At 28.6% G+C, this 24479-nt stretch carries 22 protein-coding genes; 15 read left to right on the top strand and 7 right to left on the bottom strand.

What is annotated here, in order from left to right; all coding sequences use genetic code 11:
* Nucleotides 1-19 precede the first annotated feature (19 nt).
* Nucleotides 20-2413, top strand: a complete 2394-nt coding sequence (locus AVBRAN12637_RS00320; protein ID WP_336615143.1) for a molybdopterin-dependent oxidoreductase — start codon at nt 20-22, stop codon at nt 2411-2413.
* A 1-nt stretch (nt 2414) separates the two neighbouring features.
* Nucleotides 2415-2996 carry a hypothetical protein gene (locus AVBRAN12637_RS00315; protein WP_214119872.1) on the top strand — a complete coding sequence of 194 codons (582 nt, stop codon included), beginning with the start codon at nt 2415-2417 and terminating at the stop codon, nt 2994-2996.
* A gap of 44 nt (nt 2997-3040) precedes the next feature.
* On the opposite strand, the gene topA is transcribed toward AVBRAN12637_RS00315, so the two are convergent.
* The gene (topA, locus tag AVBRAN12637_RS00310) at nt 3041-5128 is read right to left on the bottom strand and encodes a type I DNA topoisomerase (protein ID WP_336608433.1); all 2088 of its coding nucleotides are present in this window, start codon (nt 5126-5128) and stop codon (nt 3041-3043) included.
* Complete coding sequence (gene ciaB / locus AVBRAN12637_RS00305; protein ID WP_239803475.1) at nt 5125-6867, bottom strand: invasion protein CiaB; 1743 nt, start codon at nt 6865-6867, stop codon at nt 5125-5127. The genes topA and ciaB overlap by 4 nt, the downstream gene beginning before the upstream one ends.
* Before the next feature lie 93 nt (nt 6868-6960).
* Between ciaB and AVBRAN12637_RS00300 the strand changes: the two genes are divergently transcribed.
* The 6 genes from AVBRAN12637_RS00300 to AVBRAN12637_RS00275 all read left to right on the top strand — a co-directional run bounded on the left by AVBRAN12637_RS00300 (nt 6961) and on the right by AVBRAN12637_RS00275 (nt 13198).
* A complete protein-coding gene (locus AVBRAN12637_RS00300) occupies nt 6961-7776 on the top strand; it encodes a flagellar hook capping FlgD N-terminal domain-containing protein (RefSeq protein WP_214149753.1) in 816 nt (271 codons plus the stop codon).
* Nucleotides 7773-9320, top strand: a complete 1548-nt coding sequence (locus tag AVBRAN12637_RS00295) for a flagellar hook-basal body complex protein (RefSeq protein WP_336615142.1) — start codon at nt 7773-7775, stop codon at nt 9318-9320. Before AVBRAN12637_RS00300 ends, AVBRAN12637_RS00295 begins: the two co-directional genes overlap by 4 nt.
* 387 nt (nt 9321-9707) lie before the next feature.
* Entirely contained in the window at nt 9708-11420 is a 1713-nt protein-coding gene (locus tag AVBRAN12637_RS00290; RefSeq protein WP_336615141.1) for an autotransporter outer membrane beta-barrel domain-containing protein, read from the top strand.
* Between the two features lie 93 nt (nt 11421-11513).
* Nucleotides 11514-11852, top strand: coding sequence for a TfoX/Sxy family protein (locus AVBRAN12637_RS00285; protein ID WP_336609582.1), 339 nt, complete (start codon nt 11514-11516; stop codon nt 11850-11852).
* A 156-nt stretch (nt 11853-12008) separates the two neighbouring features.
* Nucleotides 12009-12884: a permease gene (locus AVBRAN12637_RS00280; RefSeq protein WP_267524669.1), complete on the top strand. Its 876-nt coding sequence runs from the start codon at nt 12009-12011 to the stop codon at nt 12882-12884.
* Nucleotides 12885-12892: 8 nt separating this feature from the next.
* On the top strand, nt 12893-13198 hold the full coding sequence (locus AVBRAN12637_RS00275; RefSeq protein WP_336606786.1) for an ArsR/SmtB family transcription factor: 306 nt from the start codon (nt 12893-12895) through the stop codon (nt 13196-13198).
* 12 nt (nt 13199-13210) lie between these two features.
* Here the strand turns inward: AVBRAN12637_RS00275 and AVBRAN12637_RS00270 are convergent, their stop codons facing one another.
* The 5 genes from AVBRAN12637_RS00270 to nth form a co-directional block, all read right to left on the bottom strand.
* Nucleotides 13211-14551: a sodium/glutamate symporter gene (locus AVBRAN12637_RS00270; protein ID WP_336609580.1), complete on the bottom strand. Its 1341-nt coding sequence runs from the start codon at nt 14549-14551 to the stop codon at nt 13211-13213.
* 178 nt (nt 14552-14729) lie between these two features.
* Nucleotides 14730-14918: a hypothetical protein gene (locus tag AVBRAN12637_RS00265; RefSeq protein ID WP_214115772.1), complete on the bottom strand. Its 189-nt coding sequence runs from the start codon at nt 14916-14918 to the stop codon at nt 14730-14732.
* A 212-nt stretch (nt 14919-15130) separates the two neighbouring features.
* Nucleotides 15131-15931: a YihY family inner membrane protein gene (locus AVBRAN12637_RS00260; RefSeq protein ID WP_214120121.1), complete on the bottom strand. Its 801-nt coding sequence runs from the start codon at nt 15929-15931 to the stop codon at nt 15131-15133.
* A complete protein-coding gene (locus tag AVBRAN12637_RS00255) occupies nt 15928-17172 on the bottom strand; it encodes a ComEC/Rec2 family competence protein (RefSeq protein WP_336615140.1) in 1245 nt (414 codons plus the stop codon). The genes AVBRAN12637_RS00260 and AVBRAN12637_RS00255 overlap by 4 nt, the downstream gene beginning before the upstream one ends.
* Nucleotides 17135-17776 (bottom strand): endonuclease III, encoded by a 642-nt coding sequence (gene nth, locus AVBRAN12637_RS00250; RefSeq protein WP_214115769.1) that lies wholly within the window; start codon nt 17774-17776, stop codon nt 17135-17137. Before nth ends, AVBRAN12637_RS00255 begins: the two co-directional genes overlap by 38 nt.
* 74 nt (nt 17777-17850) lie before the next feature.
* On the opposite strand from nth, the gene AVBRAN12637_RS00245 reads away from it, so the two are divergent.
* From AVBRAN12637_RS00245 to AVBRAN12637_RS00215, 7 genes are read left to right on the top strand one after another with little or no spacing between them, the layout of a single operon-like run.
* Complete coding sequence (locus tag AVBRAN12637_RS00245) at nt 17851-18660, top strand: peptidylprolyl isomerase (protein WP_214120118.1); 810 nt, start codon at nt 17851-17853, stop codon at nt 18658-18660.
* A gap of 9 nt (nt 18661-18669) precedes the next feature.
* Complete coding sequence (gene fbaA / locus AVBRAN12637_RS00240; protein ID WP_214115767.1) at nt 18670-19719, top strand: class II fructose-bisphosphate aldolase; 1050 nt, start codon at nt 18670-18672, stop codon at nt 19717-19719.
* Between the two features lie 2 nt (nt 19720-19721).
* Nucleotides 19722-20801: a MotA/TolQ/ExbB proton channel family protein gene (locus AVBRAN12637_RS00235; RefSeq protein WP_336615139.1), complete on the top strand. Its 1080-nt coding sequence runs from the start codon at nt 19722-19724 to the stop codon at nt 20799-20801.
* Nucleotides 20794-21783 (top strand): OmpA family protein, encoded by a 990-nt coding sequence (locus tag AVBRAN12637_RS00230; RefSeq protein WP_214115765.1) that lies wholly within the window; start codon nt 20794-20796, stop codon nt 21781-21783. Before AVBRAN12637_RS00235 ends, AVBRAN12637_RS00230 begins: the two co-directional genes overlap by 8 nt.
* Nucleotides 21764-22711, top strand: a complete 948-nt coding sequence (locus AVBRAN12637_RS00225; protein ID WP_336615138.1) for a glycosyltransferase family 9 protein — start codon at nt 21764-21766, stop codon at nt 22709-22711. Before AVBRAN12637_RS00230 ends, AVBRAN12637_RS00225 begins: the two co-directional genes overlap by 20 nt.
* A complete protein-coding gene (locus AVBRAN12637_RS00220; protein WP_336615137.1) occupies nt 22708-23583 on the top strand; it encodes a lipid A biosynthesis lauroyl acyltransferase in 876 nt (291 codons plus the stop codon). Before AVBRAN12637_RS00225 ends, AVBRAN12637_RS00220 begins: the two co-directional genes overlap by 4 nt.
* Nucleotides 23580-24461 (top strand): glycosyltransferase family 9 protein, encoded by an 882-nt coding sequence (locus AVBRAN12637_RS00215; RefSeq protein ID WP_214120112.1) that lies wholly within the window; start codon nt 23580-23582, stop codon nt 24459-24461. The genes AVBRAN12637_RS00220 and AVBRAN12637_RS00215 overlap by 4 nt, the downstream gene beginning before the upstream one ends.
* Nucleotides 24462-24479: the final 18 nt, after the last annotated feature.

Below are 24479 nucleotides of genomic sequence, written 5' to 3'. Positions count from 1 at the left end.
ATTTTAAAAAGGAGAAATTATGGCAATTTCAAGAAGAACATTCCTTAAAGGTTCAGCAATTACAGCTAGTGCGATTACTTGTCCTTTGAGTGCTGATACAAATTTTTATGATATCAAGCAAATCCCACATGCTACACATTTTGGTGCATTTACAGCCGAAGTAAATAGCGAAGGAAAAATAATCAATCTTATCCCACACGAAAGCGATAAAAACCCAAGCGTAATCACTAAAGCTATCATAGATAGAACATATTCAGATACAAGGGTAAAATATCCAAGTGTTAGAAAAAGTTTTTTAGAAGGTAAAAATCGCCCTGATTTAAGGGGTCGTGAGCCTTTCGTTCGTGTTAGTTGGGATGTAGTGCTTGATTTATTATACAAAAAGCTTAAAGCTACAAAACCTGAAAATATCTTTAACGCAAGTTATGGTGGATGGGGTCATGTTGGCTTACTTCATAATTGTAACGCAGTTGCAGGTAGATTTTTTAACACCGTTTTAGGTGGAGCAATAGGCACTGATGGAGAGTATAGTAACGGAGCAGCGGGTAAAGTAAATACTGCTATAGCAGGGGATTTAGAAGTTTATAGTTTGCAAACAAATTACGAGCAAATGATTAAAAACTGCGAAGTTTATGTAATGTGGGGTTGTGATATTTACAAGGATAATCAAATAGATTTTAAGGTAGCTAATCGTGAGAATGATAGTTGGCTTAAAAAATACGCAGCTAGTAATATAAAGTTTATTAACATTGACCCACAATACACAAAAGCAGCGCAAATTACAAAGGCTGAATGGATAAAAATCGTCCCAAATACCGATGTTGCAATGATACTTGGAATGTGCCATTATTTATATACAAGTGGAAAATACGATAAAGAATTTATAGCTAAATACACAGATGGATTTGATAAATTTTTACCATATTTACTAGGTAAAACTGATGGAGTAGAAAAAACTCCTGAATGGGCGGCTAAGATTTGTGGAATTGATGCGACTAAGATTAAAGAATTATGCGATTTATTCGTTAGTAAAAGAACATTTTTAGCAGGTAACTGGGCAAATCAAAGAGCGCATCACGGCGAACAAGCTGACTGGGCTATCATAACTTTAGCTTGTATGATTGGTCAAGTAGGACTGCCTGGTGGTGGATTTGGCTTTTCTATGCATTATTGCTCGGCTGGTGGAGCGTTTAGTGGAGCATTACTTCCTGTTGGATTGCCACAAGGAAAAAATAGCGTAAATATAAATATCCCTGCAAGTCGTGTTAGCGAAGCTATCCTAAATCCAAATAAAACTATCAATTTTAAAGGCAAAACCTTTACATATCCAGAGATTAAAATGTTTTATGTAGCAGGTGCTAGTGTTTTAGGTCATCATCCAAATACTAATGAATTAATTCATGCTTTAAGACAACTTGAAACAATAGTTGTTCATGAGCCTTGGTGGACGCCGATGGCAAAAATGGCTGATATAGTAATCCCAGCTACAACAACACTTGAGCGTGATGATATAAGCTTTGGTGGTTCATATTCGCAAGATTGGGTGTATGCTATGAAAAAAGTAATCGAGCCTGTGTATGAAAGCCGCAATGATTACGATGTATTCTATGAATTAGCAAAGAGATTTGGCGAAAGAGAATTGGCTAAGTTTAGTGGTGGCAAGAAAGACCATTTAGAATGGATAAGAAGTTTTTATGAGAAGAGTGATTGTATAAATGAAATGGAATTTGATGAGTTTTGGGAGAAAGGCTCACTTCATTTTGAAATTCCAAAAGAAGCTTATGAATTCGTTCGCCACGCTGATTTTAGAAAAGACCCAGTGAATAATAAATTAGCAACAGAAAGTGGAAAATTCCAAATCTATTCACAAAAATTTGCTGATTATGATTTACCTGATTTTAAAGGTCATATAACTTGGTTTGAACCGGCTGAATATTTAGGAAATCAAGAATTAAGCAAAAAATATCCATTCCATTTATTAAGCCCACACCCAAGATATAGAATTCATTCTCAACTTGATAATACTTGGGTAAGAGAGCTTTACAAAATCCAAGGTCGTGAGCCTGTAGTAATTAATACAGAAGATGCTAAAAAGCTTGGTATTAAACACGGCGAAGTGGTAGAAGTATATAATAATCGTGGTAGATTATTAGCTGGTGCATTTGTAAGTGATGATATTAGAAGTGGCGTTGTAGCTATTCAAGAGGGTGCTTGGTATGACCCTGAAGATGATAAAGATAATTCAAGATGCAATCAAGGTCATGTAAATGTGCTTACTTCATCTCGCCCAACTTCTCAAATGGCACAAGCAACTAGCGTAAATACTTGCTTAGTAGCGATTAGAAAGCTAGGTAAAAACGAAGCTGTTAAACCATATAAAAACACAACACCACCAACAATTATAGGAGCGTAAAATGAGAAAAATTATAGGATTATCATTAATTACTTTAAGTGCTTTTGCATATAAGCCTGATTATCAGCAAATATTTTTACCAACTCCTGCAAAAGTTGAGACAAAAAAGCAAGAATTTGCTAAAGATATTAGATTTATCTTAGACGAAAAAGCAACAATGCTAGATGAAAATCAAAAGCAAATCGGAACGATTTATGAAGGAACTATGGTTAAGCTAATTGAAACTAAGGGAGATTTAGCTAAGGTTAGCATTAGTGGAGAAGTTGTAGGAGATAAATTAGCTTTTAATAAAAATGCGGAATTTGTCTATTTAGAGAGTAAAAACGCTAAGCCTGAAATGAGCTTTTGGGTAAAATCAAGCTCTTTAACTACTGATAAAGACGCTGCTTTTGAAGGTGTTGAGGTGTTTTATTATGATTCTTGCACGAGTTGTCACGCAGCACACGCTCCAAGCGAACACGCAATAGATGAATGGGACGCTTATTTAGGAGCAATGCAAATGAATGCAAAAATTACTGACGAGCAAAAGGATAGAATATTACGCTATATGCAAGCACATTCTAGCAATGGAGCTTTTAAGTAAATTAAAATAGAATTTGTAATTAGGATTAATTACAAATTCTTTTATTATTTTTCTATTTTTGTTTTACAATCTAAGCACTCTATAAATGTGCCTTTTTTAAGTTCTTTTATAATCATTATTCCGCCACAATTAGCGCATTTTTCTTTAGCTAGTGGGTATGAGCTAATGAAATTACATTTAGGATAAGAACTGCACCCATAAAATGCACCCCTTTTAGAAAATCTTTGCACCAAATCGCTACCACATTTAGGGCAAGGGACATCTAGTTTTACTAATTCTTTTTTAGGTTTTTCTTCTTTGTTTTCGGTTTTTGTATTGTTTAAATTCCTTGAATATTTGCATTTTGGATAACCACTACAAGCTACGAATTTACCGAATTTGCCTTCACGAATTAGCAATTCTTTACCACAATCAGGGCAATTTTCTCCTAGTTTTTCTACTTGTTTTTGACTTTGAATACTTGTTTTTCCATCGTTGATTTTAGTGATAAATGGCTCATAAAATTCATTTAAAACCTCATCTAAATCACGCCCATGAGTTGCAATCTCATCTAAACGCTCTTCCATATTGCTAGTAAATTTCGCATCTACTATTTGCATAAAATGTTCTTCTAAAAATTCTATGATTTTTTCGCCTTTTTCTGTAGGGATTAGTTGTTTTTTCTCTAACTTCACATAATCTCTATCAATTAAAAGGCTTGTTGTAGGTGCGTAAGTGCTAGGACGACCTATGCCTAATTCTTCAAGTTGTTTAATAAGACTTGCTTCGTTGTATCTTGCAGGTGGCTCTGTGTGTAAGGTCTTTATTTTTGAGCTTTGTAAAGTCATTTTATCGCCTTTATTTAAAGCAGGTAAAATCTTATCTCCACTAGCATCATCATTCAATCTTAAATGTCCATCAAAAAGCACTCTTCTTCCACTTAGTTTAAACTTCGCCTTATTACTTGTGATATAAATTGTATTGTTTTCTATCTTCGCATCAGCCATTTGGGTCATTAAAAATCTATCATAAATTAATTTATACAATTTATATTCATCAGCCTTTAAATATTCTTTAGCAATTTCAGGAGTAAAGCTAACATTAGTTACACGAATAGCTTCGTGAGCTTCTTGAGCGCCTTTGCTTTTAGTCTCATAAACTCTTGCTTTAGTCGGTAAATATTCTTTGCCATAGTCTTTTGCGATTTGCTCTCTTGCTGATTTTATTGCTTCTTCGCTTAAGTTTAAGCTATCAGTTCTCATATAAGTAATTGCACCCATAAATCCTGTGTGAGTTTGAACGCCTTCATATAAAGTCTGTGCTAACATCATAGTTTTTTTAGGAGAAAAACCTAATTTAGAACTAGCAGCTTGTTGTAAAGTAGAAGTCATAAAAGGTGGCTTTGGACTATCTTTACGCTCTTTTATACTGATTTCATCTACTATAAAATCCGAGCTTTTAATGTGTTTTAGGATTTCTTCGGCTAAGGCTTTTTCAGTAATGCTTGTTTTTGATAATTTCTTGTTATCAAATTCTATTAATTCTACTTCTAAATCTGTTTTAAACTTAGTATCAAGTTCATAATACTCAATGCTTACGAAATTTCTTATTTCTCGCTCTTTTAAGATAATTAATCTTAAAGCCGCACTTTGAACCCTACCAGCACTAAGCTTGCTTGCTACCTTGCTTGATAATAAGCCACTTAATTTAAAACCCACAATTCTATCTAGCATACGCCTAGCTTGTTGAGCATTTACGCTATTTAAATCTATTTTTCTTGGGTGTTTAATAGCGTTTAAAATAGCGTCTTTTGTAATTTCGTGAAAAACTATTCTATCATAGCCTAAAATATCTCCGCCTAAGATATTTGCTAGATGATATGCAATTGCTTCTCCTTCTCTATCTTCATCGGTTGCTAGTAAGACTTTAGCACCTTTGCTAAGGCTTTTTAATTCTTTTACTATGCTTGAGTGAGTTTTACTGATTTCATAATTAGGTTTAAAATGTCCATCTTCTATATCAATTCCTAATTTATTTTTAGGCAAATCCCTAATATGACCTTTAGACGCAATTACGCTATATTCACTACCTACAAATCTTGAAATTGTTTTAGCTTTGCTTGGTGATTCTACTATTATTAGGGTATTACTCATTCGTTCTCCTTGATTAAAACATTGGCAAATTCATCATATAATTTTCTATATTCATCGCCAAGTTTTACTAAATCTTTATTTGTGCTAATGTATTCTAAATCCTTTAACACTGCATAATCTTTTAAAAAATTATTTGCATTTTCTTTTTTAAGATAAGTTTTTGCAAGTTCGTTATATACATTTAAAAATTCCTTTTGAAAATCTTCAAATTTTTCTAAATCAACACTTAATAAAGTATCATTTGAAAAGCTTAAAACCTTGCTTTTAAATAATATTGCTAAAAATATCAAACCTTCACAATAATAAGGCTCTATTTCTTTAGTGCTTTTATAAGCCATTAAAGATACTGCTCTACTTGTTATATTTGCTAATAAGGCCTTTTTGTATTTTTCATCAAAATGATTGCAAAAATCATATATCCCACCAGCACTTGCTTTAAATTCTTCAATATTTTTAAATACTCCATTAGTATTCATTAAGCTTTCTGTATCGCTACCTATAAAGAAAATATGTCCTGCTTCGTGTCCAATGGTGCTAATCTCATAAATCTTTTTCCATAAAAACTCATCATTTAATACGCTTTTATTGTAGTCGTTAAAGGCTTTATCAAATACTTTTTGATTTAGCATTGTTCTTGGTTTTGATTTTGTTTTTTTATAGACAAAATCTAAAAATGCAAATATTTTTTTGCCATAATTTGCTGATACAAATTCATCATTTGGCACAACTTGAGCTGAAAATAAGCCATTTAATTCTGCTCCATAATAAAGTATAGGTTTGCTAATATGAAGCTCAATTTTGTCTAAATTAGCTAGGCTTAGATTTAATGCGTTTTGATTAGTTATATTAGCGTTTTTATAAGCTTTATTTAAGCTATTTTTCATCTTATTAACAAAACTTTCACTATTAAAATCATAATTATCATCAATTCTAATATCCCACTCAAGTGCTACTGAATGAGTAAATGCGTCTTCGTAATATTCTAAAAAATGCCCAACTTGAATGAAGTCTTTTGCCCCCATCCAAGCTATTTCAGCATTTTGCCAAGGCTTTAGGCTAAGCTCTTTACTCATTAAAGCATTTTGCAAGGCTTTAAGATATTTTATATATGCTTCATTTTTATGATTTAATTTAAAAAACTCATTAAAGTATTCATCAATCTTTTTAAATTCTTCTTCAAAATATAAAGAATATGGTAAAAGCTCTGGTTTAGTATCCAAATTAATTGCTATTGCATAAATCCTAGTAGCTATTTCATCATTTTCATCAAGATAATAAAGCTTATTATTTTTTATAAACTCATAAGGATTTTCTAAACTTTTAAAAAATTCATTATTTTTTTCAATTGCCTTATCCCATTTAGGCTGAATACTATTAAAAACAAGACCGATTTTATGCACTAGTTTTAATAAATCTACATAAAATTTATCTAAACAAGGGCTTAATTTTTCAATGATTTTTATATGTCTTTGCTCGTAAAATTCTTTTACTCTTTTATATGCTAAATCCTTTGCTTTTGCTAAGTTTATATTATTTTTTTTGCAAGTATTTTCATAATTTGTAGTATTTAGCTCAATAATTCTTAATAAATATGAATTGAAATTCATATCATTTATCTCTAAGCCAAGTTCTTTTAAATCATTATTGATAAGTCTTGCTAAATCGTGATTGCTTGATGAGTTTAATTTGTATAATGAGAATAATTCTTCTTCGTGCTCTTTTATGATTTTTCCTAACATTTTTGCTCCTTTTTTCGCATTTTGCCAAAAAATATTTAAATATGGAACACACTTTGCTATATAAGTAAAAATATTTTTAAACAAGGATAGAAAATGGCAATTTCACCTATGAATAATACTGCTATGAGTGTTAATACAAGTATCGCTGCACAAAATGCTAATACGCTTTCTGATAAGCAAAAATCAGAGGGCTTTAGTCTTGATAATACCATTCATACAAGTGATGTAAAAAAGCAAGAAGCAGATGCAAAAGCCTTAAAAGAAGCCGATGGGACTAATCCAAATTCTAAGATTTCTCAAGAAGCTTTTATGAGATTATTGCTTGAAGAATTAAAGCATCAAGACCCAACAAGTCCAATGGATAGTGATAAAATGCTAACTCAAACAAGCCAACTAGCAGCTCTTGAAACTCAAGAAAAAACTAATAAAACTATGGATGAATTAGCTAAGAGAATGGAATTACTTAGCAATAGTGTAGGAATTGGTATGATTAATGCGGTTGGTAAAATGGCTGTGCTTAAAAAAGATACCTTTACTCACGATGGTAAGGCTGTTGATTTGCCGTTTAACTTATACTTTCCAAATGGTGCTCCAAATGATGTAGTAATAGGTGTATTTAACTCAAATAAAGAGCAAATTGACGCAATTAAAGTTGATAAAGACATTATTCAAAAAGGTAATAATAATTTTATTTGGGATACTAGATATGAAGATGGAACTATTAGAGAGAAGGGTGATTTTAAATTCGTAGCTCAATATGAAGATGAACACGGAAATATAGTTCAAATTCCTAGTGGTTATTTTAAGGTTGATGGGGTTACTTTTGAAGATGGTAAGGCTTATTTAAACGCTTCTGGTATTAAAATCAGCTTTGATGATATAGCACAATTTCAGGATGAAAAACTATGATGCGTTCATTTTATAACGGGGTTAGTGGAGTAAAAACTCATAGTTTTGGAATGGATTTATTAGCTAATAACATTTCAAACATAAACACCGTTGGCTACAAGGCTGCTATGCCTGAATTTAAAGACATATTTTATCAAACAGGCAATGATGTTGGTGGCTTAAATAATTTTGGGGCAAATCAAGTCGGACTTGCTGCAAGTGGTTTAAGCTCAACTTTTTCTCAAAAACAAGGAGCATTAGTTTCTAGTCAAAATACCTTTGATGTAGCACTTGAAGGCAAGGGATTTTATGGCATAAAAGATTACGATGGTAATACTTATTATACTAGAAATGGGGCTTTTAATATTGATAGCGATTTTAATTTGGTTGATAGTTTTGGAAGATTTGTGCTAGGGACTATGAATGCTGGATTTAATGCGAGTGCTATGAGTGAAAATATTAAAGAAATGTTTGGAAAAGTTAGTTCAAATGCTGGTTTTACAATATCTAATAATGATTTAGATATTAAACTAAACGCACCAAACGCACAAACTCCTATAACATTGCCAAGAACACTTTTTATGAATGCAGTAGCAACTACAAATGTAAATATTAAAGCAAATCTTAGCAATGCTTTTCACGAAGAAGATAAGTATATAAATCTTGATAATATTGAATTAGAAATTGATAATAATAAAAGCACTTTTAAAGCAAGTAATCTTGAGCCTAATGCTAGAATTTTATTAGAAGTTGATAGGGGAGATGGAAGCGATACTATAGAAGCATTTGCTGATGAGTTTGGGAATTTAGAAAAGACAATTAGCGGGAATGTAAATAGCTTTAGTGCAAGGCAAGTAAAGACTATTAATGTAGGTGCTAATAATAAATTTGATATAGCAACTTATGATGCGAATGGAAATATTAGAAAAATTGATTTGCAAATACAAGCTATTGATAAGCTTAATTTTAAAGCTACTGCTATTTTAAAAGATACTCAAGGAAATACTATTAGTGAAGCTAGTGGGAATATTATTTTTAATACCGATGGTTCATTAAATACAAATGAATTAGATCAAATAGATGGAATAAATCTAAATCTAGGAAGCCCAAGAGTTGATGGCAAGGGTGGATATGATGGATTAACTTGTATTGATAATGCAAAAATAGAGCGTTATGTAGAAGCAAACGGCTATCCAGCAGGAGTTTTAAAAGATTACGCTATTGATGAAAGGGGCAATATATTAGCTAATTTTACCAATGGTAAATCTCAAGCTGTAGCTAAGTTTGCAGTGTTTAATTTCGTAAATGAGCAAGGCTTACATAAAAATGGAGAAAATGAGTTCAGCACTACTCCTGATAGTGGAAATCCTATATTTTTTACCGATGCAAATGGTAATGTAATAAACTCATATAAAATCAAATCAAATTATTTAGAGCAAAGCAATGTGGATTTAGGCACGGAGCTTACTCAAGTGATTATTTTTCAAAAGGCTTATGAAGCAAACGCTAAGAGTATCACAACAGCCGATCAAATGCTAAAACGCGCAATAGAGATGAAAAAATAATACAAAATAAATTATATTTAGCACAATTTTTCGTGTTAAATATAATTAAAAATATATTTTAAATAAATTATTTAGTATAAAAATATTTAAAAATTGTGTGTTTTATAATTAATTTAGAATTTAAAATATGTATTTTTGTGTTATTTTCTTTTTAAATAAAGTTAATTTTTATTTTCTTTAGCTTTTAATATATAAATTAATTTTTATTAATATTTTGAAATATTAAGAAAGTATTGTAACTAGGGATTTTAAGAAAAATTTTATGAATAAAATATAATTTAAAAAATCATAATTTTTATATGTTTAAGTTTTATTTAATAAATTAAATATATAGTTCTCGTGCAAATTTATTCAAAGGAGACACAATGAAAAAACGTAACAAACCTGTTGCTGGGGGGGGGTATTTTAAAGTTATCTCTTGCAGCTAGTGCATTAATTTTCTCTCAAGGCTTAATTGCTGATGAGCCACAACCTACAAATGAAAATACACAATTAGTAACTTCAAAGGAAACAACAAACCCAATCGGAACTCCAACTGCTGAAAATGATCAAGATGGTGAAGTAACCACTCCTGAAAATGATCAAGATGGTGAAGTAACTACTCCTGAAAGTGATCAAAATGGTGAAGTAACTACTCCTGAAAGTGGTCAAATCGGAACTCCAACTGCTGAAAATGATCAAGATGGTGAAGTAACTATTCCTGAAAAAGTTGAAACTCCTGAAAAAGGTGAAAAACAAGACTCATCAGTTGATACAAAAGACCCTGATGAGCCGAAGAAAGAAGGTCAAGTAGATGAAAATCAAAAAGATGAAGCAAGTAAAGAAGATGGTTTAAAAGCTGAAGATACTCCAAAAGTAGATGAAGCTCCAAAAGCTGAAGATAAAAAAGAAGAAGTTAAAGAGCCAGAAGCAAGCAAAGAAGATACAAATAAAGAAGATGCAAATAAAGGTGAAGAAGATAGCAAAAAAGATGAAGCTACTAAACCAACCAAACCTGATGTAAGCACACCAGCTGTCCCAGAGAAATCTCCTGAAGAAGTTAAAAAAGAGCAACTAATCAAACAAACAGAAGAAATAGTAAAAAATCTAGGTAATCTAGGAAATATGGCAAAAGATAAAGTAAATGAACTTGTAACTATCCTAGTAGATAGCGGAGTTAGTGATTTAGCTACATTTAATGCAAATAAATTAGACGCTACTACAAAAGCAAAAGTTCAAACAGCAGCAAATGCAATAGCAACAAAAGTAATTGATAATGAAAAATCAAATATCACAAGCAATGCTCTAGGTGCGTTTAATGTGCAAATTAATAATATGAATAAGCGTTTAGGTGAGATTAGGGGATTAAATTCTGATATTGGAACTTGGTTTAGAGCTTATGGCGGAAGATTTAGCGATAGTAGCAATCATATTAATTTCTACTCAACTCAATTTGGTGCTGATAAGATGAGTAATTTAAGCGATGCTGATGTGATAACTGGTGCGATGATAGGATTTGATAAAGTTAATGCTGATACTAAGGCAAATGGCTTTAATATTGGTGTATATGGAAGTTATATCCATAATAATGGTTTATTTGTTGATAGCGTTTTAAAATATGCAAATACAAGCTTTAAAAAGACTGGCGTAGAGTTTAAAAAACAAAACTCTGTATTATTAAGCGTTGAAGGTGGATATAGAGCTAAGATTAATGAAAAAGCTTATGTAGAGCCAAGTTTAGAAATAATCACTGGTCGTGTAGGTAAATATGAAGCTAAGAGCAAGGCTAATACAATAAGTGTTAAATCATTTACACCAATTATGATTAAGCCACAAGTTTATACAGGTATAGAGCATAAAGACTTTGTATTTAGAGCTGGAGTTGGTGCTGTAGTTAATGCGAAAAAACAAGAAGCTGATATAGTAATCAATAATATCGTAAATGGAATTGATGCTAAAGCTAAAACTAAGTTAAATAGCAATAATCACGGATTTGCAAGTGTAGGTGGTAGCTATAAAGTAAATGATAATCTAAGAATTAATTTAGGCGTAGAAAAGAGCTTCGGAAGTAAGTTCAAAAAAGACTATGAAGTAAATGCAGTTATTAGATATACATTCTAATTTGTTTAAAGCTTAAGGTATTTAAACCTTAGGCTTTAAAATAAAAATAATTTAGTATGATATTTTTATATTTAAATTATTAAAGGAGTTTTGATGGCTACAAGTAAGGATTATTTGGAGTATGTTTTAGACTTGTTTGATGGATTGAATATAAGATATAAATATATGTTTAGTGAATATATGCTGTATTATAAAGATAAGGTTATAGGTGGTATTTTTGATAATCAATTACTATTAAAACCTACAAAATCAGTGTTGAAATACTTAAATGAACCTACTTTTTTATTGCCTTTTAAGGGTGCAAAAAATGAGATGGTTTTGTTTGATAAAGAAGATAAAGAGCTTTTGAGTATGATTGTAATAGCAATGGTTGATGAATTGCCAAATCCTAAAAAGAAGCTTAAAAATAGTATAAATTGTATTAGTAATTAAAATATTTATAAAAATTCTTAATTTTAAATTCTCATAGCTATTTTGATTGAAATCTTGTGAAAAGTATTTAATATATTTATAATATATCAAGATAACTTGATATTTAGAATACTATAATAAATTTTCAAAATTATTTTATTTTGAAAAAGGATTTTTATGGAATTTACAAGTGAGAAATTATTAGAAACTTTTTATGAGTTTTTGTTTTTAACTGCTGAAATAAGCTTTTTATTTATTTTTATCAATATGATTATGTTTTATATTAATTCAAGATATAGCTTTAATAAATATTTAAAAAATAATGTTTTTTCATATTTTATAGCAATATTTTTAGGCTCAATTACTACTTTTTGTTCTTGTTCAACTATACCTGTTTTTAATTCTTTAATTAAAAACAATATTAATCACGGAGTAGCTAGTGCTTTTTTACTAACTTCGCCATTAATTAATCCTATGCTAATTACTATGCTACTTAGTGCATTTGGTTTTAGCATAACTTTTTATTACATTATTTATATAGTTATATTTGTATTTATTATAAGCTATTTAATAGGTTTAATACCTGCAAGATTGCTATTAAAAGATATTGTAACTAAAGAATTTCAATTTAATCAAAATACCAAGCTTAATTTGTATGAATGTTTATACAAGTCTTTAAAATCATATAAGGATATTTTTTATTATGTATTATTTGGTATGTTAATAGGTGCTTTTTTGCATAATTTTATGCCTGTTGAATTTATTAAAGATTATTTATCTAGTTTTGGAATTTATGGTATATTTTTGGCTAGTTTTGTTGGTTTGTTGCTTTATATACAAACTTGCTTGATTATTCCATTGGGAGTAACTTTAATAAATGTTGGGTTTCCTATCGGTATATTTTTTAGTTTTTTAATAGCTGGTGGGGGTTGTTCTTTGCCTGAATTAATTTTACTTAAGTCAATGTTTAAAATTCGTATGATGATAATATTTATACTTAGTATTTTATCAATGGCAAATATTTTTGGAATTTTACTTTATTTATTTTACTAAGGATTAAAATGAAGAATTTATTAAATTATACAGCAGCTATAAATGATGAAACTAGGCTTAAAATTTTAGCTTTTTTAGATATTCATAAAAAATGTTGCGTATGTGAGATATGTGAGAGTTTTATGATGCTTCAGTCTAGGATTTCAAGGCATTTAAAGATATTAAAAGATGCTGATTTATTAATAGCTAGTAGAGATGGGGCGTTTATTTATTATGAGATAAATTATGAAAATACTAAAGAGATTTTAGAGCTTTTAAAAAAGGCCAATTTTACTTTACCTGATTTAAAAACCCCAAAAGAATGTAATTCCTAGAAAATCTAGGAATTAAAATAAAAATCCAACAAAGCCATTAACAATAAGAGCATTTACAATATCTACTAAAAATCCACCCATAATAGGAACGATAATAAATGCTATTTTGCAAGGTCCGAAGTGATTTGTTACTGTTTGAAGATTTGCAATCGCAGTTGGAGTTGCACCCATACCAAAGCCACAATGTCCTGCTACAAGGCAAGCTGCTGCGTAGTTTTTGCCACAAATAACAAAGGTTACATATCTTACATAAATAATAATCGCTATTGTTTGAATTATTAATAAAACGCTGATTGGAACAGCTAATTTTATAAGTTCAACGATATTTAAAGTCATAATTGACATAGCAAGGAATAATGATAAAGCCACATTTCCTATCACACCTACTTCTCTATCAAATACTTTATGAATATTTAGTGAGCTAAAGCCATTTCTAATAATAATACCTGAAAACAAACACCAAACGAAAGTAGGTATGCTATCAAAGAAGCTTAATATTCTATTTGATTCCTTGGTTACTACACCAGTTACTGGATCGGTTACTTCATGTATAGTGATTATATTTAAAAAATTACATAAATAATCAATAACGTTTCCTGCTACCAAAGCAAGTGCAATTAAACTTAAGCTTGTAATAAAACTATCACTTGTAATTAATCTTACTTTTTGCGGACTTGTAAATGCTTCATCGCTTGATTGTTCACTACTTTCTACTTCATCGCTTTTTAGATTAAATTTCTTTACTAAGTAATTAGCCATAGGACCACCAATTAAACCACCTGCAATAAGTCCATAAGTAGCACACGCCATTGCTATATCAGTTGCTTGTGCGAAATTATAAGGTGCTTCTTGAAATGTAGCTCCCCAAGCAGCCCCAGTTCCGTGTCCACCACTAAGTGTAATTGAGCCACCAAGTAAGCCTATTAATGGATTTTCACCCATAGCACTCATTACTCCAACACCAATTGCGTTTTGAACTACTAATAGAGCAAAAACAGCAATTGAAAAAGTAATTAGTAATTTCCCGCCCTTTTTGATACTATCAAAATCAGCACTAAGCCCAACCGTTGCATAAAATGCTAACAAAAGTGGGGTTTTTATATCTTCTGCGAATTTGATTGTAAAATTTGCATAATAACTAGATAAGAATAAAATAAATGCTACTATGATACCACCAGTTACAGGCTCTGGAATATCGTAATTTCTTAAAAAGCTAGAATATTTAGTAATTATTCTACCCAAAATTAAGACAAGCATAATACAAATAAATGTGCTATAAAAATTAAGTTCAAGCACACTAGTGCCATTATCATTGCTAAGCAAAGTTGCAATACCGAGATTGATTTTTTCCATTAAAACTCCTTTTATTAAATCGTTTTATTTTGTCTTAAAATATTTAATTTGTTACAAATATAAGCAATTAATTTTATTTTTTTAAAAAAGTGAGTAATTTTGTAATAATTTTGAGATTTTATTTAATAAAGTTTTGATTGATATATAAAGAAGAGCTACCTAAAAGGTAGCTTAGAAATTATTTGCTTTCAGCGTCTTTTTTTTCTGCTTCTGGCTCAACAGCAACTGCTTGTGCGTTTGCATCAGCATTTTCTACTGATTGAGTTTGTTCTACTGGTTGAACTTTTGTAGCGTCTGTATTTTCTTCTGCGAATAAACCTGCACTAAATGCACCTAAGATAGCTGTTAAAACTAATAACTTTTTCATTTTTTCTTCCTTTTTAATTAAAATGCGCCGGCATTCTACTCCTACAATCTTAAACTTTACTTAAAAAAAATAAATTTTGAAAAAATATTCTGAAATTCCTAATATATAGTCAAATTAGCGATTTTAAATTAGCAAAATATTTATAAAATTATTAAATATATTTATATAATTTAAATTAAATAATTATGGATTTTAAAATAGGAATTTAGTTCCTATTTTATTGATTTTGTTTTTGCATTATCTGTGTTTAGTAAAGAACTAATTCTTACTCCATTAAGATAAATTATCCAAGAAAAATAAAGCCATATAAAGAAAAATAAAACAGCAGAAAAACTACCATAAATGCTAGCATACACTTTATTTAATGATATATAAAATACAAAAAGACTTTTAAAAATGCTCCAAACTAAAGCTACTAAAAAGCTTACTAGAGCTATGATTTTAGGATTTAAATGTTTATTAATTGATATATGAAAACATACAAAAAATAAAGCCCAAATGATTAAAAAAGGTAAAATCCCTAAGAAATTAAACTTAAGTCCTATTGCATCTATATATTTTTGAATTTTGTAACTTAAATAAAAGCTAGTTAATAATCCTAAAGGCGCTAGAGTGATTAGTGACCAATATGTGCTAAGTGATGAAAAAAAGCCCTTTTTAGGAGTATTGCTAATATGAGAGATGGTATTTTCATAAGCATTAAAAAACATAAATAAAGCAAAAACCATAGCGATAATTCCCGCTACATCAAGTTTTGTGCTATTTTGTAAAAATTGCTCTATGTAATTTACAGAATTTGCTTCTTGGTTTGGCAAAATTAAGCTAAATATAAAATTATTTAATTGGCTGCTTTGTTCTTTAAAACTTGGCATATGAGCGAATACAAAAAAACTTAAAGATAAAATCGGAATAATATTTAAAACACTATAAAAAGAAAGCGAGCTAGCGTGTTGTAAAATACCTTTATCACTTACATTAATGATTGTTTTTAAAATGTGTAAAATCTTTTTCATAAAAATCCTAGATAAATAAAAAATATTAAGTTCAAACTTATAACAAAAATTGCTAAATACCTATGAAAAATTGATAAAAAACTAAGTATTAAATAAATGAAAAAATATTTAAATTCCAATTTAAAATTAATTGCAAACATTTTAAAATCTAAAAATATTAATAAGTATTTATCCAATAAATCTCCTAAATTAATAATATGTAAAAACAAAACTAAAGGATAAAAAATCACAAAAATAGGAGTTAAAATAATCCCTAATAATTGTTGAAAACTAAGCAATGGAAAAAAGTATAAAACAGGTGCAACCATTGCAAAAAAGGTGCTAAGTTCAAGGCAGATTAGTTTTGTAAGTGAATTAGCATTAAAATGATAAATAAATAAAAATATATAAAAGACCCCAAGACAAGAGAAGAAAAACCCTACATTAAATAAAAAACTAGGATTAATAGCAATGCAAATAAAAAATGCTAAAAATAAATGCGAAAAACTAAGAATTTTAATTGCTCTAATTATAAAATAAAATCCCAAAATAGCCATTATAAATGAGCGAAAATAACTTGCAACTAGACCAATTTCATAAAAATATAAGGCTAAGATTATGAAAATAATTATTCCTAAATCAAAATGAATTGACCTATATGGGAAAAATCTTTTTTGAAAATACTTATAAATAATTGAAAATATAAAGAAAAATATGGAATAAATAAGCCCTAAATGATAGCCTGATATTGCTAGTAAATGTGCAATTCCATAGTAATTTACGCTATCTCTTAAATCCTTGCTAATGCTTTTTGCAAAAAATAAAGCTCCAAAAAATTGCTTCATAGTTAAATTCTCGTGCTGATTTATAAAATAACTTACAAAAGCGTTTTCTTTAATCTCATCTAATTCTTCTAAAGCATAGCTTGGCAAATAAAATCTAGCTTGTAAATATTCATAAAAATTAAGCTTATTTTTAGCTGCGAATTTTAAGCTGATTTGATTGGATTTAATTTCTTTTTTAGTAGTTGTGTATATTAAAACATCTTTATATGCAAGTGCTAGAACATAATAACTTTTATTATTTTTAGTTTTTAAATAATTATTGCTTATTTTTAACTCATAACTATCTTGTTCTAAAAACTCGCAAAAATCTAAGAATTTCAAATGCACTTGCAAACAAAATACAGCAATTAAAACAATAAATATTATAAAATAATGTTTTTTATTGATTATTAGAGTTCTTTTGCTCTTTATATTCATCACATAAATCGTTTAAAAAACAATTATTACAATCAGGTTTTTTAGCCTTGCAAATATATCTTCCAAACAAAACCATTCCTTTATGCAATTTATCAAGGTCGGTTTTAAATAGTTTTGTAAGCTCTTTAGCACAATCATTGGGAGTTTTTGCATTTGATATTTTTAACCTTTTGCTAACTCTAAAAATATGAGTATCTACAGCCATTACATTTGCACCCAAACTCTCACATAAAACCACATTAGCAGTCTTTTCTCCAACCCCTGCAAGATTTATTAAATCATCAAATCTCATAGGTATAATTCCTGAATGAAATTCCACAACACTTTTTGCCATTTTGATAAGATTAATTGCTTTATTTTGATAAAAATTACAACTTTTAATTAATTCTTTTATATTCATTAAATTTGCATTTGCTAAAGAATTTATATCAGGATAGTTTGCAAATAAACTTGGTGTTATTAGATTAACCCTACTATCAAGGCATTGAGCTGATAGCATAACACAAACTAAAAGTTCATAATCATTATTAAAAATTAATTCACTTTTTGCGTTTTTATAATTATTTAAAAATCTATTTTTAATTTCTTTTTCTCTTCTTCTCATAATTACTATCTTACTATTTTTTTACACAATATTTGTAAAATGATATATCAAATCAATTGAAAAAGGAAGATATTATGAAAAAAATTTCATTAGTTCTAGCAGGACTTTTATGTGGTGTAAGCTTAAATGCAGCTGTGGTTGCAACTTATAAAGGTGGAGAAATTACAAGCGATGATTTAGCACCTTATTTAGCTCAATTTCAAATAAGCGATGTAAGTGCGCTTCCAAAAGAAGTTAAAGATGGTTTAATAAGAGATGTATTATCAAAAAGACTTTTTGCTAAAGAAGCTGAAAAGATGAAATTAGATAAAGATGCGAAATTTCAATCAGCTTTAAATAGTGCAAAAGAATTATTACTTGCTCAACAATATTTATTGAAAAAATTTGAAGGTATCAAGGTAAGTGATGCTGAAATTAAAAAATATTATGATGAACATTTAAATGATTTTAAAGTTCCTGAAGCTGTAAAAACTAAACATATTTTAGTTGCTAGTGAAGCTGATGCTAAAGAAATATTAAAACAATTAAAAGGTCTTAAAGGAGATAAATTAGTAGCTAAATTTAGCGAACTTGCTAAATCAAAATCACTTGATAAAGGTTCAGGAGCAATGGGTGGCGATTTACCTTATATGAGTGCAAATGAATTAGTTCCTGAGTTTTTCAATGCAGCTAAAAAACTTAAAAAAGATGAAGTTTCAGAACCTGTAAAATCTCAATTTGGTTTTCATGTAATCTTAGGAGAAGATTTTAGAGCTAGCAGACAAGGAAGCTTACAAGAAGCAACTCCATTTATTGAAAATGGTTTAAAAAATGAAAAACATAAAGAATTAATTAAAAACGAAGTTGAGAATTTGATTAAAAATTCAGGCTTACAAGTTAAATAAGGATTTATAATGGGTGTTTTAGAATTGGTAAAACCAGGTGTTATTTATGGTAAAGATTTAGAGCGCGTTTATGCTTACGCAAAAGAAAATAAATTTGCAATTCCAGCAGTAAATGTTGTAGGAACAAATTCTATAAACGCCGCATTAAAAGCTGCTCGTGAAGCAAATTCGCCTATTATTATTCAATTTAGTAATGGCGGAGCAAGTTTTTTTGCAGGAAAAGATTGTCCTAATTCAGCAGTAATTGGGGCAATTGCAGGTGCAAAGTATGTGCATGAAGTAGCAGCTGCTTATGGAGTAGTTGCTATTTTACATACCGATCACGCAGCAAAAAAACTTTTACCTTGGATAGATGATTTAATTAAGGCAAATGAAGAATTTTATGCAATTCATAAAAAACCTTTATTTAGTTCTCATATGCTTGATTTAAGCGAAGAAAGTTTAAACGAAAATATTGAAATTTCTTGCGAATATTTTAAGAAATTTAACGCATTAGAAATCGGTATAGAAATTGAATTAGGTTGCACTGGTGGAGAAGAAGATGGGGTTGATAATACAAATATTGACAATGCTAAATTATACACTCAACCAAGCGATGTAGCACTAGCTCATAAAGAATTAAGCAAAATTGGGACAAATTATACAATCGCAGCAAGTTTTGGTAATGTTCATGGGGTTTATAAACCAGGAAATGTAAGACTTGAGCCAGTAATTTTGCATAATTGTCAAGAATATTTACAAAAGGGTGCAAAACCACTTAATTTTGTATTCCACGGCGGAAGTGGTAGTGAAGCAGAAAAAATCACTGAAGCAATCAATTACGGCGTAATTAAAATGAATATAGATACTGATACTCAATGGGCATTTTGGGATGGTGTTCGTGAATATGAAGTAAAAAATCACGGATATTTACAAGGACAAATCGGAAATCCTGAAGGCGATGATAAGCCTAATAAGAAATATTATGACCCAAGAATGTGGTTAGTTGCTGGAGAAAAATCTATGCAAAAACGCCTTTTACAAGCGTTTAGCGAGTTAAATTGTATGAATAGGAATTAATCTTGCAAACAATAATTGTTAAAAAGAAGAAAAGTGTATTTTCTTCTTTTTTATTTTTAATCTTTTTACCTTTATTAGTCTTCGTGTTAGCGATTTTAGCTTATTTAAATATTATAAAACTTATTATGCCATTACATACTATTATAATGTGTGCTGTGCTCTTAGTATTTGCTATGTTTTTTGCACCGCAAAATGAATATTGTGTATATGCAAAAATTAAAAAGAATTCGTCAATTTTTGAAAATGATTTAAAAGATTTTATTAAAGATAATTCTTTAAGAATTGATGAAATTAGTAAGGCTAATGTGAGTTTTGATGAATTTTTTGATAATTATTTACATAAGCTAAAGCCACTTTCATTTGGATATATTGCTAGTGCTGTTTTTCCAATGATTGGAATTTTAGGAACTTTTATAAGTATTGCAATATCTATGCCTGATTTTAAAGTAGGTAGTTCAGCTGCGCTTGAAGGAGAAATTAGCTTATTGCTTAGCGGAATTTCAACTGCTTTTTATGTTTCAATTTATGGGATTTTTCTTACTATTTGGTGGATGTTTTATTCAAGACTTGGTATTGCTAAAATTAATAATTTTAAAGAAAATTATAGAATTAATAGTAAAAAATATTTTTGGAGTAAAGAAGAATTAGAAAGAATTTCTCTTAGAAAAAATAGTGAGTTATTTTCTAATACAAATTTATTATTATCAAAGCTTTATGATAATGAGTTTTTTAATGAAATATCAAAACTTCATCAAGATAAATTTACAGGTTTTAAAGAATTATTTAAATCTTATGAAAAAATTGCGATAGTTCATACAAATTTGGCTCAAAAATCTTTAGAATTAAGCAATAAAAATACTAAGCAAATGCAAGAAAAGATAGATGAATTTTCATTAAGAATTGAAAATAGCTTGAAAGAATTTGCTAAATTAAAAGAAGATTTAGAAGCTAAATTATTAGATTTTAAAAATATTTATGAAGATGAAAAACACGAATTTAGAATAGTTGATGAATTAAAAGCTGATATTGAAAACCTTAGTAAAGAAGCAAATCAGGTATTAAATAAAATAAATAATGCGTAATAAAGATAATAATAATTTTTGGATAGTTTATGCTGATTTGATGGCTGGATTGTTGTTTGTATTTATTTTAGTTCTTAGTGCTATTGTTTTAAAATATATTTTTACACAAAATGAGCTAAAAAATGAACAAAAACATTTAGATGAATCAAAAGCTTTAATAATTAGCAAAGATGAGCTTTTGAGCTCGTTAAATGAAGAGCTTGAAAAACTCAATATTTCATTAAACGATGAGTTAAATAAAAATAAAGATGCAAATGATTATATTAAAAAATTGCTTCTTAATTTAGATGAAAATGCAAAAAATAAGGAAGAATTATTAAGTAATATTGACAAAAAAGACGCACAGATTTTAATGCTACTTAAAAATCTTGAAGATACTGAAATAAAAATAAAAAATAAAGATGATAAAATAGACGAATTAGCAAAGCAATTGAGTGGGTTTAAGGTTGAATACGAAAAGCTTAAAAATAATAAAACAAAATTAATTCAAGCTTTACAAAATAAATTATCAAATGATATTTTAATCAATCTTAATTCAGGCAGTATTAGCTTAAATGCTAGTATTTTGTTTGATAGTGCGGAGTATTTGATTAAAGATAGTGCAAAAGAAGAGCTTAAAAAAACTTTAATTAAGTATTTTGATGCCTTGCTTAGCTCACCTGAAATTCTAGCTAATATTGATAGTATAGTGATTGAAGGACATACTGATAGTGTTGGTGGATTTACTTATAATCTTGAGTTATCTCAAAAAAGAGCTTTGGAGATTATGAAATTTATTAATTCGTTTTATAATGATAAAAGATTAGAAAAACTACTTGTAGCAGTTGGCAAAAGCTATAATGATTTAAAATTTAAAGATGGCGTTGAAGATAAACAAGCAAGCAGAAGAATAGAAATAAAATTACAATTTTCAAATGAACAAGCAATCAAGGAATTTGAAAGCGTAATTTCAAAGGATTTAAGTGAAAATAGCAATAATTAGACTTAGTGCAATGGGCGATATTTTTCATATGCTATGGCATATTAATTATATAAGAGCTGCATATCCTAAAGCTAGGATTGATTTTTTTGTAGATTCTAGGTTTTATTTTTTACTTGATGGACTTATTTGGTTTGATAATATTTATTCATTACCACTCAAAAAACACCCAATAAAAGCATTAAAAGAGATAAAACATTTAAAAAAATCATATGATATTAGTATTGATTATCAAGGAAGAATAAAATCAGGTTTTTTAGCAAATTATTTGAGCGCAAATTCTTATGGATATTCTAAAAATGGTTTAAGAGAAAAGTTAGCTTATTATTTTTATAAAAACCATTGCAATTGTGATTATTTAGAAAATGTGTATAAAAGAAGCCTTGAATTAACTCGCTTTGCTTTAAAAGAATTTAAAAATGATGATTTAGTAACTAGCGATGTATTAATTTATGATGAGATAAAAACTCAAAATATTATGAATAAAATAAAGCCTTTAGTAGAAGACGAATTTATATTATTACATAATGGCTCAAGCAAGATAAATAAAATGCTTCCTTTAGAAAAATTGATTGATATTTGTAAAAATTGTGATTATAAAATATTGCTTAGTTGGGGTTCTCAAATAGAACTTGATAGAGCAAATGAGATTGCAAAAGAATGTAAAAATGCTAAAGTCTTGCCTAAAATTTCATTAAATGAATTAGTGTTTTTAAGCAAATTAGCAAAATTAATCATAGGAAATGATAGCGGGACTACTCATATTGCTGTGGTTTTAAATCGTCCTAATATAACTTTTTTAAACGAATGTGATAAAAAACCTGCAAAAAGATTAATAAGTCCATCTAATTTACAACATTATTTTTATAAATTTAGCGATGTAAATAAAGAAAAAGTTTTAGATATTATTAATAAGGTTTTTAGCAAATGAGAGATTATTTATATATTTTTATTTTTTATTTTTTTAATTTTTTACTAAAATTAATTCCCAATAAGATTTTAAAATTCTTTGCTAATTTAATCGGTAGCCTAGCATTTAGAATTAATAAAAAACATAAAAATATAATCTTAAAAAACTTAGAGCATTTTTGCAAACTCACACAAGCTCCAAAAAGTATAGAAATTACGAAACAAGTTTATAAAAAATTTGCCTTTTATATATTATCAATGGTAAAAAATCAAAATATAAGCCAAGAAAAATTATTAAAACAAATTAAATTATTTAAAAACGAAGAATATTTACAAGATTTATTAAATTCTAATGCAAAAATAGTTTTTACAACAGCACATTATGGATATTGGGAGATTTTGCCATCTGCTGTTGCAATTAAGTTTAATTGTAAAATAAATGTAATAGGAAGAGCTTTAGAGAGTGCAAAAATTAATGCCATACTCACTAAATATAGAGAAAATTTCGGAGTAAAGCTAATAGAAAAAACAAATGCTTTAAGACCTATGATTAAGGCTTTAAATAATAATGAATTAGTAGGAATTGTAAGCGATCAAGACGCACATATTAAAGAAAGTAGTGAGTTTATTTTATATGGTAGAAAAGTTACTCAAAGCAATGCAGCAAGTCTTATAGCTAAAAGGTGTGATGCTTATTTATTGCCTGTTTATATTTATGAAATTAGCGATGGTTATTGTATAGAGTTTTTTAAGCCATTAAAGGCTAGTGAAAAAACAATAGAAGAACTTAGCTTTTATCAATTAGAATGTACGAAAAAAATGTGGGAAAAAAATCCTAGCGAGTATTTTTGGTTTCACAAAAGATTTAAGACATTTTATGGGGATGAGTATTGAAAATTTTTATATATTTACCTAATTGGCTAGGCGATGCTATTATGGCTGCTGGTGCTATTAATGCTTTAATTAAAAAATATCCTAATGCAAAAATTACTTTTTATGGAAGTTTTGTAGCTTGTGAGCTTTATAAGGATTTAGGTGAAATTGTAGTAGAGATAAAAAAACAAAGATTAAAGCAAATTAAGGCTTTAAAAGAAGAATTTGATTTAGGAATTTCATTTAAAGCAAGTTTGTCATCTAAGTTTTTGTTATTTATATTAAATGCTAAGAAAAAATTTTATTTTAAAGCAAACAAAAGTGATAATACTCATCAAGTTTTAAAATATTTTAATCTAATAAAGCCACTTGGATTAGACGAGCAATTAAACACAGCTTTACCTTTTAAAAAGCTTAAAACAAGAAAACTAATAGGAATAGCAGCTGGTGCTAATTATGGTGCAGCTAAATGCTATGAGCCTAGTTATTTTGCAAAAATTGCTAGCACTTTTAAAGAGCATAAAATAATACTTTTTGGGACTAAGAATGAAGCTGGAATTTGTAATTTTATTGAAGATGAACTTAAAAAATACGATATAAAAGCCATTAATTTGTGCGGTAGAACTAATATTAAAAGATTGGCTTTAGCAGTTTCTAGCCTTGATTATTTATTGGCAAATGATAGTGGAATTATGCATTTAGGTGCTAGTTTTAATATAAAAGTTCTAGCATTTTTCGGAGCTACAAATATTAAACAAACTTCACCATTTTGCAAAAATGCAAAAGTTTTTAGTATCAATTTAGCCTGTTCGCCTTGTATGAAAAGAGTATGTCCTTTAAAGCACCACAATTGTATGAAACAAATGACACCTGAATTTGTATTAGAACAAATGAGATAAATCAAGTCTTTTTATTTC

Source organism: Campylobacter sp. RM12637 (assembly GCF_020137645.1).
In the GTDB taxonomy this organism is placed as follows: domain Bacteria; phylum Campylobacterota; class Campylobacteria; order Campylobacterales; family Campylobacteraceae; genus Campylobacter_E.
Note: the sequence above shows the minus strand (reverse complement) of the source record. Positions and strands in the feature narration are given on the sequence as shown.

What these genes read in the sequence shown, in the direction of transcription:
- AVBRAN12637_RS00270 (WP_336609580.1), bottom strand. Translation starts at nt 14,551, where the DNA reads ATGGAAAAAATCAATCTCGGTATTGCAACTTTGCTTAGCAATGATAAT.
- AVBRAN12637_RS00220 (WP_336615137.1), top strand. Translation starts at nt 22,708, where the DNA reads ATGAGAGATTATTTATATATTTTTATTTTTTATTTTTTTAATTTTTTA.
- AVBRAN12637_RS00265 (WP_214115772.1), bottom strand. Translation starts at nt 14,918, where the DNA reads ATGAAAAAGTTATTAGTTTTAACAGCTATCTTAGGTGCATTTAGTGCA.
- AVBRAN12637_RS00245 (WP_214120118.1), top strand. Translation starts at nt 17,851, where the DNA reads ATGAAAAAAATTTCATTAGTTCTAGCAGGACTTTTATGTGGTGTAAGC.
- AVBRAN12637_RS00230 (WP_214115765.1), top strand. Translation starts at nt 20,794, where the DNA reads ATGCGTAATAAAGATAATAATAATTTTTGGATAGTTTATGCTGATTTG.
- AVBRAN12637_RS00280 (WP_267524669.1), top strand. Translation starts at nt 12,009, where the DNA reads ATGGAATTTACAAGTGAGAAATTATTAGAAACTTTTTATGAGTTTTTG.
- AVBRAN12637_RS00320 (WP_336615143.1), top strand. Translation starts at nt 20, where the DNA reads ATGGCAATTTCAAGAAGAACATTCCTTAAAGGTTCAGCAATTACAGCT.
- AVBRAN12637_RS00260 (WP_214120121.1), bottom strand. Translation starts at nt 15,931, where the DNA reads ATGAAAAAGATTTTACACATTTTAAAAACAATCATTAATGTAAGTGAT.
- AVBRAN12637_RS00300 (WP_214149753.1), top strand. Translation starts at nt 6,961, where the DNA reads ATGGCAATTTCACCTATGAATAATACTGCTATGAGTGTTAATACAAGT.
- AVBRAN12637_RS00315 (WP_214119872.1), top strand. Translation starts at nt 2,415, where the DNA reads ATGAGAAAAATTATAGGATTATCATTAATTACTTTAAGTGCTTTTGCA.
- nth (WP_214115769.1), bottom strand. Translation starts at nt 17,776, where the DNA reads ATGAGAAGAAGAGAAAAAGAAATTAAAAATAGATTTTTAAATAATTAT.
- AVBRAN12637_RS00295 (WP_336615142.1), top strand. Translation starts at nt 7,773, where the DNA reads ATGATGCGTTCATTTTATAACGGGGTTAGTGGAGTAAAAACTCATAGT.
- fbaA (WP_214115767.1), top strand. Translation starts at nt 18,670, where the DNA reads ATGGGTGTTTTAGAATTGGTAAAACCAGGTGTTATTTATGGTAAAGAT.
- AVBRAN12637_RS00255 (WP_336615140.1), bottom strand. Translation starts at nt 17,172, where the DNA reads ATGAATATAAAGAGCAAAAGAACTCTAATAATCAATAAAAAACATTAT.
- ciaB (WP_239803475.1), bottom strand. Translation starts at nt 6,867, where the DNA reads ATGTTAGGAAAAATCATAAAAGAGCACGAAGAAGAATTATTCTCATTA.
- topA (WP_336608433.1), bottom strand. Translation starts at nt 5,128, where the DNA reads ATGAGTAATACCCTAATAATAGTAGAATCACCAAGCAAAGCTAAAACA.
- AVBRAN12637_RS00285 (WP_336609582.1), top strand. Translation starts at nt 11,514, where the DNA reads ATGGCTACAAGTAAGGATTATTTGGAGTATGTTTTAGACTTGTTTGAT.
- AVBRAN12637_RS00275 (WP_336606786.1), top strand. Translation starts at nt 12,893, where the DNA reads ATGAAGAATTTATTAAATTATACAGCAGCTATAAATGATGAAACTAGG.